This window comes from Legionella steigerwaltii, from assembly GCF_001468065.1.
In the GTDB taxonomy this organism is placed as follows: Bacteria; Pseudomonadota; Gammaproteobacteria; order Legionellales; family Legionellaceae; genus Legionella; species Legionella steigerwaltii.
The window spans coordinates 1-17,560 of sequence record NZ_LNYZ01000032.1 but is presented as its reverse complement, the minus strand read 5'-3'; the positions used below and the strand labels follow the sequence as shown (position 1 = coordinate 17,560).

Sequence of the window (17,560 nt, the reverse complement as noted above, 5' to 3'; positions counted from 1 at the left end):
AATGGCCGGATATACGTATGCAAATACTAAACTTTTCACTAGCTAATTACTTGCAAAAACGGATGAGTCCATATACGTAGCCCGTATTAGAGGAAGTCGTAATACGGGAAAATCATCGCCATTAAAGATTGATTCAATCTAACAGATTTTTACATGCAACTAAAAAATACGTGGAACAAGTGGAACTAGTGGAACACCACTGTATTTACTGGAATGTAGACGTTCCACCCTCAAAATCAATGGTGGAACGAGTGGGACAATTAATAGTCGTCAGACCAAACTTTTTCAGTAAAAACATAACACCTTGGAATGCCAACTCCTTTAATCCTTCGTTTTTGGGAGGCTTTGCCGTCATTACCTGGGACTATCCAGCCAGCATTAATAAGCACGTTGTTAACCATTTTAGGCTCAAACCCTTGGCAAATCTCCTTCCTGTAAACTTCAGATAAAACCATAAAAATACGAAAACCTTCGTTATCCGTCCGAAAAAATCCAGCTCGGTTATAAAGTCGTTCACTATTGGGATGATTTTCACTTTCAAATCGACTCGCTCCTTCTTTCTCAAAGAATGCACGAACTTGCGACAGTATGGCTCGATCTTCTCGTTTACCATGTTCTCCAAAATCCTCGAGCCAAGCATTAAAACACTTTTCAGCTGCTTGGCAGGCTGTACCTCGTTTCCATCCGGTTAAATCAAAATGACTCGCCATTTCTCCAGCCATGGCAACTAAAGCAAAACGTCTGGCTACTCGTTGAATTTGACCTGAGTGTTCGGGCTTAGTGACTTTTACTACAAATTGCTGGATTTTATTAGAGAGTAAGGGAATTAATTCAGCTCGATGCTTAACAATTTTATGGAGCCATGCAATTCCAACTGCTCCATGATATTGACCGGCAGCCTCTTTTAATGTGAGTGCCATAGAGGCTGGGTTTATATGATCATGTAACTGTTCAAATAACCCCATCTGCGCACCAGCATCCGCTTCAATATCTGCCAAACGAATTTCTTGACCTGCATTGCATCGCTGCCTAGCTTTAGCCATTAATGAAGTAAGAGACTCTTCTCCAGCTGATAAAAAGAGCAACGACCAACGCATGGATTGTCTTGCTGTACCACAACGGGAGGCGCGTGTTTTACCTTGACCATTAGCAAGCAGGTAAGCACACTCACCGGCTTCTTTGGGATCCATTTGGCTAAGCTCATCTAGGATTAATAAACCATCATTATGAAGGGCAGCCAATCCTTCCAAACCGTTCGCTGTACTTCGCCACAGACGAATATAATTGTTCGGATTACCCCAAACAGAAGCTGCAACTTTTAAAGCTGTTGTTTTGCCAGAAGAAGATGCACCTCTAAAATGAAACCCTCCCGAATCTTCTCCAATAAGCTTTGCAAGGCTTGGGGCAAATGCAGCAGATATTGCAAATACCAATCGGGCCTCTAGTGATCACAATAAAAATCATAATATTTTAAAAAAATTATTCTATGATTTAAAAATAGATATGCTTAAAGTCAATTACAGTACTAGAAGATATCGTCATTTTTTTTAAGTAGATGAGTTTTAGTGTCCACCTTGTGCACTTAAAGCAGCTCGCTCACGTTCTAATTCAGCACGTAGCTCTTCTTCAGTGGGTAAGCGAATGCCTAGGGTCAGATCTTGCTTTTTGCCAACTTCTAGTCAGAAGACAAATGCCAGGTTGTTAGCCTTAGGCAGTGATTAATAAAGCCATATTTTATTAATCACAATTATGCTATATTTTGATTAATAAAAAGTGAGGTTATTAATCATGAAATGGAATTGGCAGCTTGAGAATTGGCCTAATTTTACTTGGGACTCAGATAAATTAGTTGTGTATGAGCAGTCTTTTACTGAGAGTGCTGGGATTATTATTGGTTCTTCGCAACATATATCTCAAGAAGGTAAGCAAAATTTATTTATCGATTTAATGTGTACAGATGCTTTGGATAGCTCAGAAATAGAAGGAGAGCATTTAAATAGAGATAGCGTGCAATCGTCTATACAAAAAGAGTTAGGTTTGTCTACTGTAGCTCCAAGAGCTAGTATGGCAGAGCGTGGGATCGCTAAAATGATGGTTAATTTATATCAAACGATTTCTAGTCCACTAACACATCAGGTTTTATTTGAATGGCATCAATTTTTAATGGGTAATAGCAATCGTTTAGAAAATATAGGTCAATATCGTAAGCATGAAGAAGCAATGCAAATTGTTTCTGGTCCTGATTATGATCGAAAAATCCATTTTGAAGCGCCTCCTTCAACACGTGTTCCTGCTGAAATGGATCAATTTATTGATTGGTTTGAACGGAGTGCTTTCACCGGTTCAACTCCTTTACCCACATTAACCCGAGCAGGAATAGCTCATTTATGGTTTGAGAGTATCCATCCTTTTGAAGATGGAAATGGAAGAATAGGGCGAGCTATTGCAGAAAAAACTTTATCACAAGGATTTTCAAAACCAGTAATGACAGTATTGGCAAAAATATTATTAAAAAAGAGAAAGGAATACTATCAACAATTAGGTTTAGCAAGTAAAACCTTAGATCTAACATCTTGGTTGATATGGTTTGCTAACATCGCTTTAGAAGCGCAACAAAGCACTTATTTGTATATAGATTTTATTATTAAGAAATCTGTTATTTTAAGGGAGGCGGAAGGGAAAATTAATCCAAGGCAAGAAAAAGTTTTATTAAAATTATTTCATGCTGGACCAGATGGATTTGTAGGTGGTTTAAGTGCTAAAAATTATATGAGCATAACTGGCGCACCGATCGCTACAACAACCAGAGATTTGAATGACTTGGTGAAAAAAAATATTCTCAAACGAACTGGCGAACTTAAAGCGACTCGTTATTTTTTAAATCTCGATAAGACTTAAATGTAATTTTTGAGATTTGGCACGCAGTGAGTACCAAATTAAAGTGTCTAGCAGTGAGTTCCAAAATGGAACTTACTGAAGTGTTTCATTTGGCCGACATTGTCCGCCAAATTGAATATAAGGAATACAAATTTATTTTCTATGTCTAATTTGGATCTCAATGCGATCCAAATTGAAAAGGTTGGATATCAATAATATCAGCAGATCTAATAACGCCCATACACTTTAAAAAATAATCGGTAATCAATTGCATTGGTTTTCTCAACCGCTCCACGTCTGTAATGATATACCCAGCGGTCACATCATTACTCATTTTATGATTCATTAACCGTTTAAGCGCATAAGCAGAAATATCCAGGCTTTCAGCAATAGTAATAAAAGTCCGTCTTAGATCATGTACAGTGAAATGAACTCCAGATGCTTTGGTCACATTAGCCATTTGTTTACGAGGTTCAATAATATGACCCGCAGCACCAGTTCCAGGGAAGACGTAATCATTTATTTTGGTTTGATAGCGACAGGCAAATAAATCATAGAGAAAATCTGAGTGGGGTAGGGTGTGGGACTCATTATTTTTTGTTTTAAGTACAGTAAAAGTTCTTGCTGAAAGATCAACATTTTCCCATCTCAAAGTAGCTGCTTCTTCTCTACGTAAACCTGTAAGTAGGACTAATAACAGATAATCTCGTAAGGTTTCATTTTCTATTTGCATAAGTCCTTTATACCAAGCCTCTAATTCATGGGGTTTAATATAAGATTGCCGGCGCTCTACACGATACCATGCGCGAATTTGAGAAAGGCGTCTTACCGGATTTTCCATGATTAATGATTTGCCTTGAGCATCTTCATATTGACCGGAAGCAAAGTTAAATAGAGCGCGTAGTACTCGCATGGCTAGATTTGCATAAGCTTCACCATGTTCAATTCCTAGTTTTTCATGTTGTTTACTGATTCGATCTTTGGTTATGGAGAGAATTGGTTTGTTTTTCCAAGTAGGAAACGCTTTATTAATTACTTGTTCGTAGTTGCTAATGGTTTTTGGTTTTAATGTTTTTCTGGTTTGTAGGTATTCTTGAAATACTTCATTAAGAGTGATTTCTCGCATGGACTGTGCTCTTTTTTCAGCAACAGGATCTTTACCCATTGCAATTTGTCCGAGCAACTCAGTTGCTTTCTTTCTTGCCATATCAGGACTTATTTCGGGGTAACGACCAATTGTTATGCGATTAAGTTTTCTATTAATGAGTTTTTCGACAAAGAACGCTTTAGTGCCTCCTGAGGTGACACGAACGCCAAAACCTTTGAGGTTATCATCGTAATATTTCTTTTGAGCACTTTGACCCGCTTTAATAGGCAATATAAAAGGATTAACTCTAAGGTTTGCCTCCCTCCCATATACGTCATTTTTTGGAATATAGATTTTTGCTAAGCATGATTCTTTAATGAGGATATATTAGTCTTTTTTTACTTTTAAGTTTTCCTGCGTTTCACACATATTTTCCAGGCGATCAAGATAGGTCTTGGTATCTGCGCCAAGACGACCATCCTTGAGAATTTTCAATTCATCCTCTGTAATGAGCTCTGTTCTCTCACCATTTAATATGTCTATTACTTTTTGTGCCGTACAGATTTTATCTCCGGCGGAATATCCTGATTTCATCCACATGAGTGCATGTTTAAATATAGCTAGAGCATGGATATTATCTAGCCGTGTATTCTTTTCATCATAGGAAACTCCACTCTTTGAAACAACTTGAGCCTCTTCAGCTCTTTTTTTGATATAGCTTTGCAAAGCGTATTTGAGCTTATCATCAATTGAGGCGGAATCCCCAGGTTCTTTATATTCAGTTTTAATTGCATTTTTACAGATGTCTTCAAAAGTTTGGTGCTCATTCGGTTTCTCTTCAATCTTGCGTGCACGTGTCGATAGGAAAACCTTGAATTCGTCTGTTTCATCTCCGAATTGATATAGTTCTTCTATAACTTTCGGATCAAGTAACCCTTCTGGGTGATGTATCTCTAATTTACTAAGTTCATGGAATTCGGGATTGTATGGAGAATAAGTGTTGCCTTGTGACTGGCTAAAATCATGTAATTTTTGAGGCTCCTCATTTAATTCAAAAACAAGATCTAATGTGGGATCACATATAACCCTATTGTCATCATCCCCCAAGCTGACTACAAGATGTCTGCCACGATTGACACCAAGGACAGTAAGATTCATTTGCTCTAGTTGTTCAGGATATTTTTGTTGGATATAAATAAAGGCTAGTCTGCTAAATTCACCACAATTACCTATTCCTATCTTTGTAACAAAGTATTCTAGAGCATGGTTTCTAATTGAATCACTGAGTTCAGAGTTTATGTCGATATCTTTTTTTGTACAAAAAGCTTCCCATAATTTATCAGCATGCTTCCTCATATCCGCTATTTTGTCTTGAAGTATACCCCTATCCAAAACCTCTAAAAAAGCAAAAATATCGCTTTCTTGCCTCCCAGCAGCTAAGCGGTTTTTATACTGTTCCGCATATTTTTTTTTCAGTTGCTCTTTTCTTTGTTCAGCCATATCTGCAAATAAATCTGCATTCTCCTCGTAAAACTGAATCTGAGGTGTTGTCTCACTTTCTATTATATGTTTCCTGGCATATGCACATGCTTCTCGCGCTATTTGCAGTAGTTCAGAGTTTTTCATAGAAGCAAATCCGATTTCTTATTATTCAATAAGAAATAAATATATACTAATTGGATAAATATAGCACAATATAACAAAATATTTCTTTTGATTGATGTAATTGGATAGGACTATGCTTGATTATATATCAAGCCTCAAAAATATCTTTCTTTAATTAACTTCTATATGGTTTTATTAATTGAATATATTCTAACTCGCCGTTATTGGTTAAATAAGGAGGATATGCGTAATATTACCCACTTGCTTGTATTTTGAATCGCAAAAGTGAGTTATAGACTTCTGAAAATGACATTTACAGACTATTACACTACACTTATTAAAGCACTTATAGGTTTTTGTTATGTCACAAACACTTATTAAAAGAAATCTAGGTTTATTTCTAAAACTTCAAACGTCTGCCCCTTTTTTGCCAAAAGGCTCTGAACAACGCGCTGTAGAAAAGACAACTGGCATGCCCCATTCGCAGAATCCAGTTAACATTGACTTAACATCTGGTGACATTGATATTACCCTACGAGATGATATTTTTAATGTGCTTTCTACCAAGGGTTTCTGCCATGGGATGGCTATCTGTCATGGTATTATGGAAGCAATTGGTAAGCGTGAATGGTGGGAGGCTTGTTTAAAGTTAGTTGCACATTGGGATGGAAATCCAAACAATCTGGATGAGGTAATACAGCTTCCTAACACGAATCAACTCGCTACTCGACGAGAAATTCTTACTCGGGTCGTAAACTACATTATTGCAGCCCAATTTTCACAAACAACTGCCTTACAACCTTTTTATTTAAAAGGCGGGAATCAGGAAAATTGGTATAAAGGCGATCAGCTGCCCTTAATGAACGATATGGGGGTTCAATTTCACCAAGAAACTACAACAGTTGGCCCTTATAAGGAAGATGATGAGCAATCATTAAGTAGTATTTTGTCAGAAGATATACTCAAGGATAGCCTTGTTCTGATTCACAGCGATGAACATGTCATTCGTGCGGGATTTAGTAAGGGTCAATGGACCTTGTATAATGCGAGTCACAATCACAAACTATCAGCAGATAAATCAATTCAGAAAAGCTTTCGCTCTAAAGCAGATTTCCTAAATGAAATATACCAATCGTTAGGCACTATTACTAAAATTCAAGCGGTTTCTTTGGTGCCTAGACAAAATTTTGAATTTCCATCATTGCCCTTAAATAAAAAACACATAACGCCTGACAATATTTATCTAATTGTAAAGTATGAGCCAAAGAAATTAACTCGTATCTTAATTGAGTCCCAAACTAATACCGATATAAGAGCATCATTGAAAGATGCAATTACCAGACTAAATTCGGAAGGGACCTCTTCATTGTATGATATTTTAATGTATAACACGCCTATGCTAACTGGGCTAACTGGTCTGGCACAAAATCAAGATTTTCGGCAAGCGTTGATAGATAGATTAAGGTTTAAAAATCCACCCTCAAAGTCTTATGGTAGTGCCTTGGAAGTCGCATTACATTTTTCAGGATCCAGTGAACTGCAAAGTTTAATTGACATTAGAGATAAAGAGTTAAATAAGTCGATGTTAACAACATTAGAACATAGCTCTAACATCAAGTTACACTCATTCATTGATAAGCATGATCCAACAACGTTGCAAAACTTTTTTTGTTCAATCGCATCAGACCCTAATAACATTTCAAATCTTTTAAAAATTCTTACATCCAAAAATGAAAATGATGTTTCTAGCTGGCAACTATTACACAAAAAATGTCCAAAAGTACGGGAGCATCTTTTAAATCAATTAGTGCGTTCAATAGGTAAATTGGATGAAAGAGATCTTTACTCGCTGGCGTTGGAACTTTCTGTAGCCCCTTCTAATTTAGGCGATTTTGCTGAACTATGCCGTGAGCGAAGTCCGACACTGCGCTCTGCTGAATTTGGAAAAACGTATTCATGGCAAACTTTAATGAAAGCATGCCAGACTTGTTTGGAAAAAGTGAAGCCAGATAAAGATTGGGAGTCATATGACAAAATTATGAAACTTAAAACAGAGCGTTCTGGATTCTTTTCGTTATTCGATAGAACACCTAAGGTCATTCTTGAGAATCCAAATGATATCGAGCCGTCACCCCCTAAATAAGGGTCAATTCTTGTGTTATGGTCAGAGGCAATTCATTCATAATTTTAAAGCGATTTGGCTTTTAGAAAAACAACCAAATTTCTCGCGTAAATTTTCAAAATGCCTTTCAATCGTTCGTCTGGATACGTTCAGTAGTATTGCCGTTTCATCAGAAGTTTTTCCTTTGATATACCAAAATAATACTTCTTTTTCACGAGGAGTAATTTGAATTTTAGATTCTAACGAATAAAAAGATGCGGGTAGGGTTTGTTCTATAAGATTATTTTGAGATAAAACCCAGTTTTAGGATAAATCTTTAAAATACTAGTAGGTGCGCTTTTAACCCATTGTTGGTTAATACATTTCTCAAAATAATTGCTGTCGCTTCCTAACCAAATCAAATTACCTTGATTGTTTATTTCGACATAGCTGAAATGATTAATACCTATTTCCAAAAAGCTGATGAATTGATTTGAAAACGATAAAGGATTTTATTAGTCTACTCGCTCCATGAAATTTGTTACATAAGGAAGCGTATTATGAGCAATCATTTAAAGTTCTACATCGATGGTCAATGGGTCTCTCCTGTTGTTCCAGCTACTCTTGACGTCATCAATCCAGCCACTGAAATGGCCTACACTCAGATTTCTATAGGCTCTAAAGCTGATGTAGATAAGGCAGTAATTGCAGCTAAAACAGCGTTCGCAACGTTCTCCAAAACGTCGCACAATTCTCGTATGGCACTTCTAATGAACATTCTTGAACTCTACAAAGAGCGCTTTGAGGATATAGCAAAAGCTGTTTCCGACGAAATGGGGGCACCCATGGCATTTGCTCGGGATGCACAAGCCTTAGCTGGTCGTGTCCATCTGGAAACGACTATTGCTGCATTTAAAAATTATAAGTTCAGTGAAAAGCGTGGTACAACAACCATTGTCAAGGAACCCATAGGTGTTTGCGCATTAATTACGCCATGGAATTGGCCTCTCAATCAAATAGTTTGTAAAGTTGCCCCAGCCATTGCTGCTGGTTGTACCGTCATCCTAAAACCATCAGAAATTGCACCAATAAGCGGCATCATTTTTGCGGAGATTATGGATGCTGCCGGCGTACCTAAAGGGGTTTTTAACCTGATTAATGGTACTGGACCGGATGTCGGTCAAGTGATGGCCTGCCATCCAGATGTGGATATGGTTTCCTTCACCGGTTCAACCCGAGCCGGTATAATCGTCGCCAAAGCCGCAGCCGATACAGTCAAGCGTGTGAGTCAAGAACTTGGCGGTAAATCAGCCAACATTATTTTGCCAGACGCTGATTTTGTAACTGCCGTTACTAAGGGAGTGCAAAATTGTTTCGGAAATAGTGGACAATCCTGCGATGCACCAACTCGTATGCTAGTTCCCAAGGAGAGGCACGAAGAAGCTTTGAATATCGCAAAAGTAGCAGCCGAAGCCTTTAAGACCGGTGATCCTAAAGACCCTGAATCTGATCTGGGTCCAGTTGTCAGTCAACTGCAATATGATAAAATCCAGGCACTGATTCAGTCTGGACTTGATGAGGGTGCTACCCTTGTCACTGGTGGTTTAGGTCGTCCAGAACATCTCAATCGTGGTTATTATATCCGTCCAACTGTATTCGGGCACGTTACACCAGAAATGGAAATAGCTCGCGAGGAGATATTCGGACCGGTCCTGTCTATCATGTCTTACGAGGATGAAGAGGATGCGATCCGTATTGCCAATGACACAATCTACGGACTTGCTGCCTATATCCAGTCAGAAAATATAGAGCATGCCCGGGCTGTAGCCAGAGAAATGCGTGTCGGTACAGTTTCAATAAACTATCCGGACTTGGACGCCTTCTCACCATTTGGGGGCTATAAGCAGTCTGGTAATGGCCGGGAACAAGCTGATTTCGGTATCCATGATTTTCTCGAGATCAAGAGTATAGTTGGCTACAACGATTGATCTTCTTGCTCAATACTGTATTCAGAAAGCGCGGGTTGGGTCATTTTGATCCATGTTTGATCGATTGTTTGTTGGGTCAAAATGCCTTAATCCTACCTGCTCATTTATCTGCTTAAAACCTAATAGTTATTCATAATAGCCAAATTGGCATAGGCTTCACCACGCTCCTGGCCTAGTTTTTCGTGCTATTTGGCGATGCGATCTCGGGTAATGGATAACATCGGTTTGCTTTTCCAGCTGGTGAATGCTTTATCTAATATATGTTTGTAGTTATCCAGAGTTTTGGGTTTTTAGTTCTTCCACATCAGCGGCATTGTAAAATCAATGGGTTATAACAATAAATCGAGATTTATAACAAATTAAAATCAAAAACGTTCCTCTAAGTATTCCTTTTTCAAGCGAATAGTTATATGTGTAAGAGGGTGATATCTTTCGTATTTTTGGGTTGCCAAACTTTAAAAAATAACAAAATTCCTATCTTTGAAATAAGCTCTCTAATGATAGGAATCAATTTATGAACTGTACAAAAAAAGGTGACGATCCCTCAGGTCAAAATGACTCAACCTACTTGCTTGTTTTTCAAGATAGCTAATATTTTCTTAATGTTATTTATATAAGATTGAATGCTATCAATACAATTTAGCACTATATGCGACGCATTCTAATCAAAGAAATTATTGTTATAAATAGACATGGAGAAGTTGAATCAATATATGAATCAGAAGATGGAGGAGAGGATGAGTCACCATTTGGATTTCCAGAAGGATTACCATTCGATAATAGCTTCATACAAGATTCTAGTCCTAAGGAAACCTTAGCGCGACTTTCTGTTTTTATCGAGCAACTTGCACTGCAGGCGGAATTAGCTCACCAAGAAGAAAAAAAGAGTGTCACTGCAAGTGGATCTAATGATGTCCTAATAACAAGAATCCTCACGAATGAGTTTAGTTTTTATACAAAAGATAACCCTCTAAGTATTGAAGAATATGCAATTCTTATTGAGTTAATAAGCAAAAAAGCCTCCCGTCTTCCACCCAACATCCATTTACTATTAGCTACAATAGCTGTTTATTGGTCAGATAACACGGTACACAATTGCGCTTTATATGTACAGTCTCCAATCTTAAGTGGAGAAAAACCTATTGTTCATCATTTTGCTAAGGAACATAGTCCTCCAGAGGATTTCGTTTATCTGGATAAAGACGATGGCCTTTTACCTATAAGCCCTGATAAATATATACATCGATATAGCCCACTCAACATTCTACAAAATGCAGGAGTTGCTCTTAATGATCTTAATCAATTTGGTAGTGCAATAAGAATTGTAACGGCTGAAGGTATAGCATTCATTACTTCTACTGCTATTTGCTTAGATCTTGAATTTCACGTTGCTGAGCAAAACTTGATAAATCTATTAAGACAACTAAATGCTGTGGGAATACCACTTCCTTTATATGTAAGTCAGGTAATTTCTTCTCATACAATTGAGCCACAAAGTGAATTTGTTTTTTCTGGTCTTAGCCAAGCTGATGATACATTTATGCATGTAGAAGGACTACAGTATAATAAAAAGATTATTTTAGAAACAGCGTTTGGAGTGAAGGCTATCTTATACTTTCATTCACCAAAAATTGTTGAAATACCCCATCGTGCGGACATTTTGTTCGAATACTTTAGGAGTGTAGGAGATCCAAGGTATATTTGGGAATCAATTCTAGATCATCCACCTACTATTCATTCTGCAAGCCGAATGGCAGCGGCTAAAGATGCGCTTGGTCTAATCGCTATGTACTATAGGCTTGGGATGCCAACTGCATATGATTATTATAATAATCTCTTAATTCAGAAAGATGGTGAAGGAAAGGAACTTGAATTCGATAATGAAAGGGAGGAAGAATCAGATAATGAGGAGGAAGGAGAGGGAATGGAACTTGAATCAAATAGTAAGGAAGAGAACGAAGAACCATATACAATGGAAGACATAGAGGAAATTGAGCTACGTGTTAAAAGAAGGTTAGAGAATAAAGATGAATAAGGGCAGGAGGCGATTGCTCATCAGAAGTCTTTTTCTTTTAGCCAAAGCAAGCCTGATCTATTATTTTCTCCATTACCGGAAATAAGAGCTGAAGTACCTATAATTAGCTCCTTTACTCGCTCTCATGAACCCGAGATTATGAAGTGTCACAATACAGATTGGATGGATGACTTGGCTAATCAAACAGAATCCTTGGATGAAGAAGAAGAGTGTTGGTCAAATTTAACAAACTGATTTTACGCGAACTCAGTTGCTACGTCATTAAATTGGTAATACTGTAGGGGACATTTAAAACAAGTGAGACAAGCTGATAAATTCAAATTTTTAGTGTTCTACTGCAAATTTAAGTTTAGAGAATCTGGTATTGGTGTTTAGATAATTGTTACGTTCTTGCGATTAGAACATATCATGAAACCGAGGTACAAAAAAGTGTACAACAACTCTGTGTGGTTTTTAATTTAGATGCTCACCCCTATAAGTTTTAAAAATTTATAGGGATGAGTATTATCTGTATAAGTTATTTCTGCAACTTTAAGCCAGTTCCAACACACCTTCCCATGTTACAACTTGTCCCACGGGGACAAGCGTTTCCACAGCTTCCACAGCTGCTGTTATCTGTTTGTGTGTTGACACAGATGTTATTACAAAAAGTCAAAGGTGAAATACATTGTGGCACGCATTGACCGCTGCTACAGCTTGACCCAGTGGAACAAACGTTTCCACAGCTACCACAGTTCTTGTTGTCTGTTTGTAGATTGACACAAGAATCATTGCATGAAGTTGTTCCTGTTGAGCATTCTCCTCCGCCTGGTATATGGGAAGATGTGGGACCGTTTCTATTGTTTTTACAAGACACAATAGAAAGGGGAATCATAATAATGAGTAAAGAAGTTATTATTCCTCTTATTATATAACGGACAAAACTCCCTTTATATTCCTTTAGGTGCATCTGAATCTCCTATATAGTATTTTAAATACCGTTTCTTTATAACCGAATAAGTACTTGGCCTTCCTTCGGCTCTGTCGCACAATAATTTTCAACTTTACCTAATCCATAAAAAAACAGCAAGGCAACAACCTACTTGCTAAGTCGAGGATGAATACTATAATGCCCAAAAATTATTCATAACAACCAAAACAATGCGAGTAGTTCATGCCAGGCCACGCCGATCATTCTTATTCCGTCGAGGAAAAAGTTAAATTAGCCAATGACTATGCACAATGTATGATTCAGCATAGCTCGACCCGACTTGAAAGCAATTCGCTACATGAAGATCAAACGGATAGTTTAGATTATTTTATTGAGCATTTACGTGAGCTCATTGGAGATAAAGATAAGTTTGATACGCTTATCGAGCCCCAATTTATCTATGAATATGAAAATAATATTTCCCTCACAGCTATATTCAGAAGAGGAAATTGCTTCGAACTCGCTTTACAGGCATTAGATTGGTTTATCTTATATGATCAAGATAAAGTTCTGGCCGAAATTTATGACATCAGTGAAATCGATGATGAGGATAACAATCACGTTGTTTTGGTAGTAAACCGTAATCCTGATAGCAATCCTAATGATCCCAATACATGGGATGAGAATACTTGGATTTGTGATCCTTGGGCCAAGTCGAATTTTCGTGCAACCGATTTTCGCAAAAAATTACAAAATTTCTATGTTAATAACGACACAAATGAAAATTGCGTGAGGGATATAGATCTCGATCGAGATAAAATAAGACGCGATCGCTCCTATAACGCAGCTACTCTAAGGTTACACAGAAGTACGTCCATGCTTTATAGACGGTTCAAAATCGCTTTTCATACGCTATTAAGGACATTTGAAGAATACATTCATGAGCAGTTAAAGCATTTATCTGTCACTCACTCTGATTATACAGTGCTAAACGATAAATTAGATGCAATGGAGGAATTAGCAGAGCAAGGGCATGCTTATGTTAATCAAGTATCTGCGCGGTATAAAGCCAATGATTCTTATAGAGAGGCACGTCATGAATTTTTAAATGCACTTCGGTTATATATGCACAAGATAGATTTAGCAAAAAGTAATTATGAACAATTAATCGATCATGAAAATCACATCGCTCATTTGACAATCGAAGAAGATGATTCTAATGACACTGCAGTGAAACAAACAGGTAATAACTCCCATCGACCTAGACTATGGCAACCGCCGCCTTTACTAAAAGATTATGAGGAGAAGTCAGACTCAATAAAACTGACACCTTAGCAGCACAAGTAATGAACCATGAACCTCATGAGCTAGTACATAGAGATGAGAGCAGCTCTAAATCAAAAGAGAAAGATGAAGTTGAGGAACGCGTTGTACTAATCCATACGATAAAACATGGACTACACGATATAGTACATGGGGACGAAAGCGAATCAGAAGAGGTAGATAAAGATAAGGATGTTGGTGATAAATCTCAAGGTGATGAAGATGAGGATGAGCAAGGGACAACAATCGCACGCATATAAAAGTATATTTTTTGAACAGTCTAGCGGGATAGAGTCTATAATAAGAGCATGGTGAATTTTATTAAGTGACGTATTATGTTTCGAAGGACTCAACTACAAGCGAAGGTGTTAGCCTTTTACTTACTACTCATGGAGTCCATGACTATTATGAGAAATCCAGATCTCTTTGGGTAGAGGCTAAGCAAATAAATGTTATTTGCATTGACCAAAATGATAAAGAATCCTTAAAGGAAGCTGATTACTATGTAGAAGCAATTAAGAAACAAAAACCCAATTCTCAAATTATAATTGCTCTTACTAAAACAGATCTTGTAGATCCAGATCTTGGTCCGCAGGTTACAGATGAAGACATTAAACAATTTAAAGCCAAACATAAACTTCAAGATGTAAAGGTTATAGAGACGAGTGCCGAAAAGAAAATAGGAATTAAGAAATTGGAAGATTTTATTGTCCGACTCAAAGATAAAGAATTAATAGACAAATTTAAGCAGAAGGTTGATAAAGCTGTTCAGAAACTGATGGGAATGCATAAAGACTCCCACGCCGAGGCAATAGTAGCCATGATAAAATTGCAACAGGATATAGGTGAGGCTGCAAAAGAGTCTTCGAAAACCATGGTCTCTCAGGCAATTAAAACATTTACCGAAACTGTAAATGAGGAGGCATTAAAAGTAGAACCCGCTAATGTCCGAACTTTTTTGACAAGATTAAAAGAATTCTTCCAAAAAGGATGGGAAGCTTGGGCAGATACTGCAGAAGAGATTGAAGAAAATGCACGTCATAAAGATCGAACTGTCCTAAAAGAAAAACTGGTTTCTTATAAAGAGGATATAGAGAAAGATAGATCGGATTTTAAACCCTGATCTAGAATGTCACCCAACCTGAATAGGACGACTCCTAGGAAGCATTTAGGATTCAGACCGCTCTAAATGGTTCACCGTTGTAGTCTGGAGTGTGCCCGGCGATAAAATATTCCCATTATTAGGGTCAAAGGTTGGTGCTGTATTCTGACTAATAATAATCTGAGTTGAGTAATAGCTACTATCTACTGTAACTGGATAGAGTGGTGTTTCATAAACAGTCCCTAAGCCATTGGCAATTGGGGTAAGCGTAATGCTCGTTATTGGCGCTTGGCAAGTTTGGCCTATGCCAGCCCATATGGAGGTTACTGCCTGATAGGCAATGGTCGTCGTATAACAGGGTAATGAGTCACCATTTGAAAAAGCAACCAGCACAGCTGTTTCAGTAGCGCCACCTGAACCCAGCAAATTTGCAATATCAATTTGTTGAATCGGGGCATTTGCCGCGTGCAAAGTTGTCGAAAAAATCTGCGTTAGCAATAGCAAACTTAAAGCGGGCATCAATACTTTCTTCATAATCTCTCTCCAATAGTGCTTGGTGATGGGACTTTTTGGGGGATACCAAAGCAATTATTAAGATTAAATGAATTTGCTTGATCCAAATTAGTAAAATTAATGGTACTACTGGAAGGACTATTAAAAGTTCCATTAACAACCACCAAATTTTGCCCTACTTGCAATTGATCCTGAATAACATAATTACCATTCAGACTGTATGAAGTGATCTTGCTTGTTGAGTCACCCAGGGTACTACCCAATAAAACATATTGAAAAGGATTTTGGGTATCGATATAACAGACTACATTGTAGTTCACTGCAGGTATCAGTCCGTTGAGGGAGAGGGACAAGCTCGTTGCTGGAGCAACATTGCCCCCACCACTCAAAGTAACAATAGAGCTACTTGGTGCAGCGATTACTGTTATAGTGAGCATCGTCCCTGAGGTAATCAAAAAAAAACTTCTATTCATTGAATTTCCTCCTTAAAAATCAATTACCCAAATCTCCGTAAATAATAGGTACTAATTAACATAACGACGACGTTGTTGCAGGTTAGGCTATTGACCTATTAACTTTTTACCTACAAGTTCTTAAAGCTTCGTTAGGATGGTATAAAATGTAACATAGATAACAAGAAATTTATGCTCTCAGTGAATCTCACCATTCTTTAAGAAGAGTATGTATTTTTTTAGAAGAAAGAATCCGCTCAATGCTGTCAACAATTGTTTTTGTTTTATGATCAAATTCAATATTTACTCTATCATTGATTTGTTTATGAGCAAAATTGGTAAGCCTTAAAGTTTCCGGGATCAGATGAAGATAAAATAATCCTTGTTCAGGTACTGTTTTTCCGACGGTTAAGCTAGAACCATCTACTGCTATAAAGCCTTTAGGTAAGATATATTTCATCCAATCGGGATCACATTGAATAATTAAAGTAAGATTATTCTCTTCCATTATTTTTTGATGAATGGCAGCTGTGCCAAAAACATGTCCCGAAACTTCATGTCCGCCTATTTCATCGCCCACACGCAAACTGCGTTCAATACTGACATAACTTCCTAATTGCAATTCATTTAAAGTCGTTTTGTCTAAGGTTTCTTGAATTGCTTGAAATGAGACCTGTGTGTTTTCAATTTTAACTACGGTTTGACATACCCCATCTACTGCTACGCTATCACCTGATTTTAAATTGTTGCATAACTCTGTAGAAAGGTTAACCGTATAACTTATCAAACCTGGAGCTTTATTTAAGGTAACGACTTCAAATAACCCTTTGGTAATACCTGAATACATAATTTATTGCTCTTAAATTTTTCTGCAATTTTAATTCACAATGACCATTAATGCCAGGTTTCTAATTTTTGTGGGTGTAAGACGGACTAGCACCTTTAATTATTGAATAGCGCAGCAGCCTTTTGGATCCTCTCCTTGTTTTTTAGAACCATCTTGTTCCACTCTTATATCTTCTAAAGATTTTTTCATTTCTTGCTGGATTTTCTGCTTCGAAGATTCTTCTGGATGCTCGGGACCAGGTTTTGTTTTGGGATCGTCTAATAGTTCTTCTTTTACTCGAGGTTCTTCCTGGGTTTTTTGTATCATTCTTTTTTTAGGATCGTATTCTACTAAAGTATATTCCGTAACCTGTTCATTATCCTTATTCACACATTCCTCTATATTTTTAGCCATCACATTGTATTCCGTACTTTGGCCTATAAGGATAACGGGTTTTCCGTTTTGTGCTCTATAAATCGCTGCAACGCCAAAATCATACACAGGATGAGAAGGATTTTCTTGAACTGAAATTTTTGGCCCTTTCCCACCAAAAAATTTATATAAATTCTGAGCAAAAGCTAAGGCTTTTTCAGTATTTAACTTTACTCCTTTTTCGAAAATTTGTATTTCTTCAATCTCTGATCCTGGTATCGCATCTAATATTACCCTGGCGTCTAAAAGTTGATTATTCCCATGCAGCATATTTAGTCTCATTTTTCTTAAAAAAATTCATAATTTTAA

General features: G+C 37.3%; 14 protein-coding genes and 1 pseudogene. 7 read left to right on the top strand and 8 right to left on the bottom strand.

The genetic code is table 11. The features are described from left to right. Positions 1-260 precede the first annotated feature (260 nt). Positions 261-1,439, bottom strand: a pseudogene (locus Lstg_RS14840) (DUF927 domain-containing protein); the annotation flags it as partial. A gap of 349 nt (positions 1,440-1,788) precedes the next feature. Between Lstg_RS14840 and Lstg_RS14835 the strand changes: the two are divergent. Continuing rightward, the gene (locus Lstg_RS14835) at positions 1,789-2,898 is read left to right on the top strand and encodes a Fic family protein (RefSeq protein ID WP_058478457.1); all 1,110 of its coding nucleotides are present in this window, start codon (positions 1,789-1,791) and stop codon (positions 2,896-2,898) included. A gap of 157 nt (positions 2,899-3,055) precedes the next feature. Here the strand turns inward: Lstg_RS14835 and Lstg_RS14830 are convergent, their stop codons facing one another. Beyond that, positions 3,056-4,255 (bottom strand): tyrosine-type recombinase/integrase, encoded by a 1,200-nt coding sequence (locus Lstg_RS14830; RefSeq protein ID WP_238585450.1) that lies wholly within the window; start codon positions 4,253-4,255, stop codon positions 3,056-3,058. A gap of 96 nt (positions 4,256-4,351) precedes the next feature. Further along, on the bottom strand, positions 4,352-5,590 hold the full coding sequence (locus tag Lstg_RS14825) for a hypothetical protein (protein WP_058478455.1): 1,239 nt from the start codon (positions 5,588-5,590) through the stop codon (positions 4,352-4,354). Between the two features lie 340 nt (positions 5,591-5,930). On the opposite strand from Lstg_RS14825, the gene Lstg_RS14820 reads away from it, so the two are divergent. Further along, on the top strand, positions 5,931-7,712 hold the full coding sequence (locus tag Lstg_RS14820; RefSeq protein WP_058478454.1) for a hypothetical protein: 1,782 nt from the start codon (positions 5,931-5,933) through the stop codon (positions 7,710-7,712). A gap of 36 nt (positions 7,713-7,748) precedes the next feature. Here Lstg_RS14820 and Lstg_RS18220 read toward each other — a convergent pair whose 3' ends face one another. After that, positions 7,749-7,916, bottom strand: a complete 168-nt coding sequence (locus Lstg_RS18220) for a helix-turn-helix transcriptional regulator (RefSeq protein ID WP_420798093.1) — start codon at positions 7,914-7,916, stop codon at positions 7,749-7,751. Between the two features lie 314 nt (positions 7,917-8,230). On the opposite strand from Lstg_RS18220, the gene Lstg_RS14815 reads away from it, so the two are divergent. From Lstg_RS14815 to Lstg_RS14790, 5 genes are all read left to right on the top strand, one after another. Continuing rightward, positions 8,231-9,658: an aldehyde dehydrogenase family protein gene (locus Lstg_RS14815; protein WP_058478453.1), complete on the top strand. Its 1,428-nt coding sequence runs from the start codon at positions 8,231-8,233 to the stop codon at positions 9,656-9,658. Positions 9,659-10,307: 649 nt separating this feature from the next. After that, positions 10,308-11,693, top strand: coding sequence for a hypothetical protein (locus tag Lstg_RS14810; protein WP_058478452.1), 1,386 nt, complete (start codon positions 10,308-10,310; stop codon positions 11,691-11,693). Positions 11,694-12,846: 1,153 nt separating this feature from the next. Continuing rightward, positions 12,847-13,938: a hypothetical protein gene (locus tag Lstg_RS14800; RefSeq protein WP_058478450.1), complete on the top strand. Its 1,092-nt coding sequence runs from the start codon at positions 12,847-12,849 to the stop codon at positions 13,936-13,938. An 11-nt stretch (positions 13,939-13,949) separates the two neighbouring features. Then, a complete protein-coding gene (locus tag Lstg_RS14795; protein ID WP_058478449.1) occupies positions 13,950-14,186 on the top strand; it encodes a hypothetical protein in 237 nt (78 codons plus the stop codon). A 65-nt stretch (positions 14,187-14,251) separates the two neighbouring features. Beyond that, positions 14,252-15,049: a P-loop NTPase family protein gene (locus Lstg_RS14790; RefSeq protein WP_058478448.1), complete on the top strand. Its 798-nt coding sequence runs from the start codon at positions 14,252-14,254 to the stop codon at positions 15,047-15,049. A gap of 45 nt (positions 15,050-15,094) precedes the next feature. On the opposite strand, the gene Lstg_RS14785 is transcribed toward Lstg_RS14790, so the two are convergent. The 4 genes from Lstg_RS14785 to Lstg_RS14770 form a co-directional block, all read right to left on the bottom strand. Then, positions 15,095-15,562 carry a hypothetical protein gene (locus Lstg_RS14785; protein ID WP_058478447.1) on the bottom strand — a complete coding sequence of 156 codons (468 nt, stop codon included), beginning with the start codon at positions 15,560-15,562 and terminating at the stop codon, positions 15,095-15,097. Then, on the bottom strand, positions 15,559-16,014 hold the full coding sequence (locus tag Lstg_RS14780; RefSeq protein ID WP_058478446.1) for a hypothetical protein: 456 nt from the start codon (positions 16,012-16,014) through the stop codon (positions 15,559-15,561). The genes Lstg_RS14785 and Lstg_RS14780 overlap by 4 nt, the downstream gene beginning before the upstream one ends. Before the next feature lie 187 nt (positions 16,015-16,201). Continuing rightward, a complete protein-coding gene (locus Lstg_RS14775; RefSeq protein WP_058478445.1) occupies positions 16,202-16,840 on the bottom strand; it encodes a riboflavin synthase in 639 nt (212 codons plus the stop codon). Between the two features lie 99 nt (positions 16,841-16,939). Further along, positions 16,940-17,521 carry a hypothetical protein gene (locus tag Lstg_RS14770; RefSeq protein WP_058478444.1) on the bottom strand — a complete coding sequence of 194 codons (582 nt, stop codon included), beginning with the start codon at positions 17,519-17,521 and terminating at the stop codon, positions 16,940-16,942. Between the last annotated feature and the right edge of the window lie 39 nt (positions 17,522-17,560).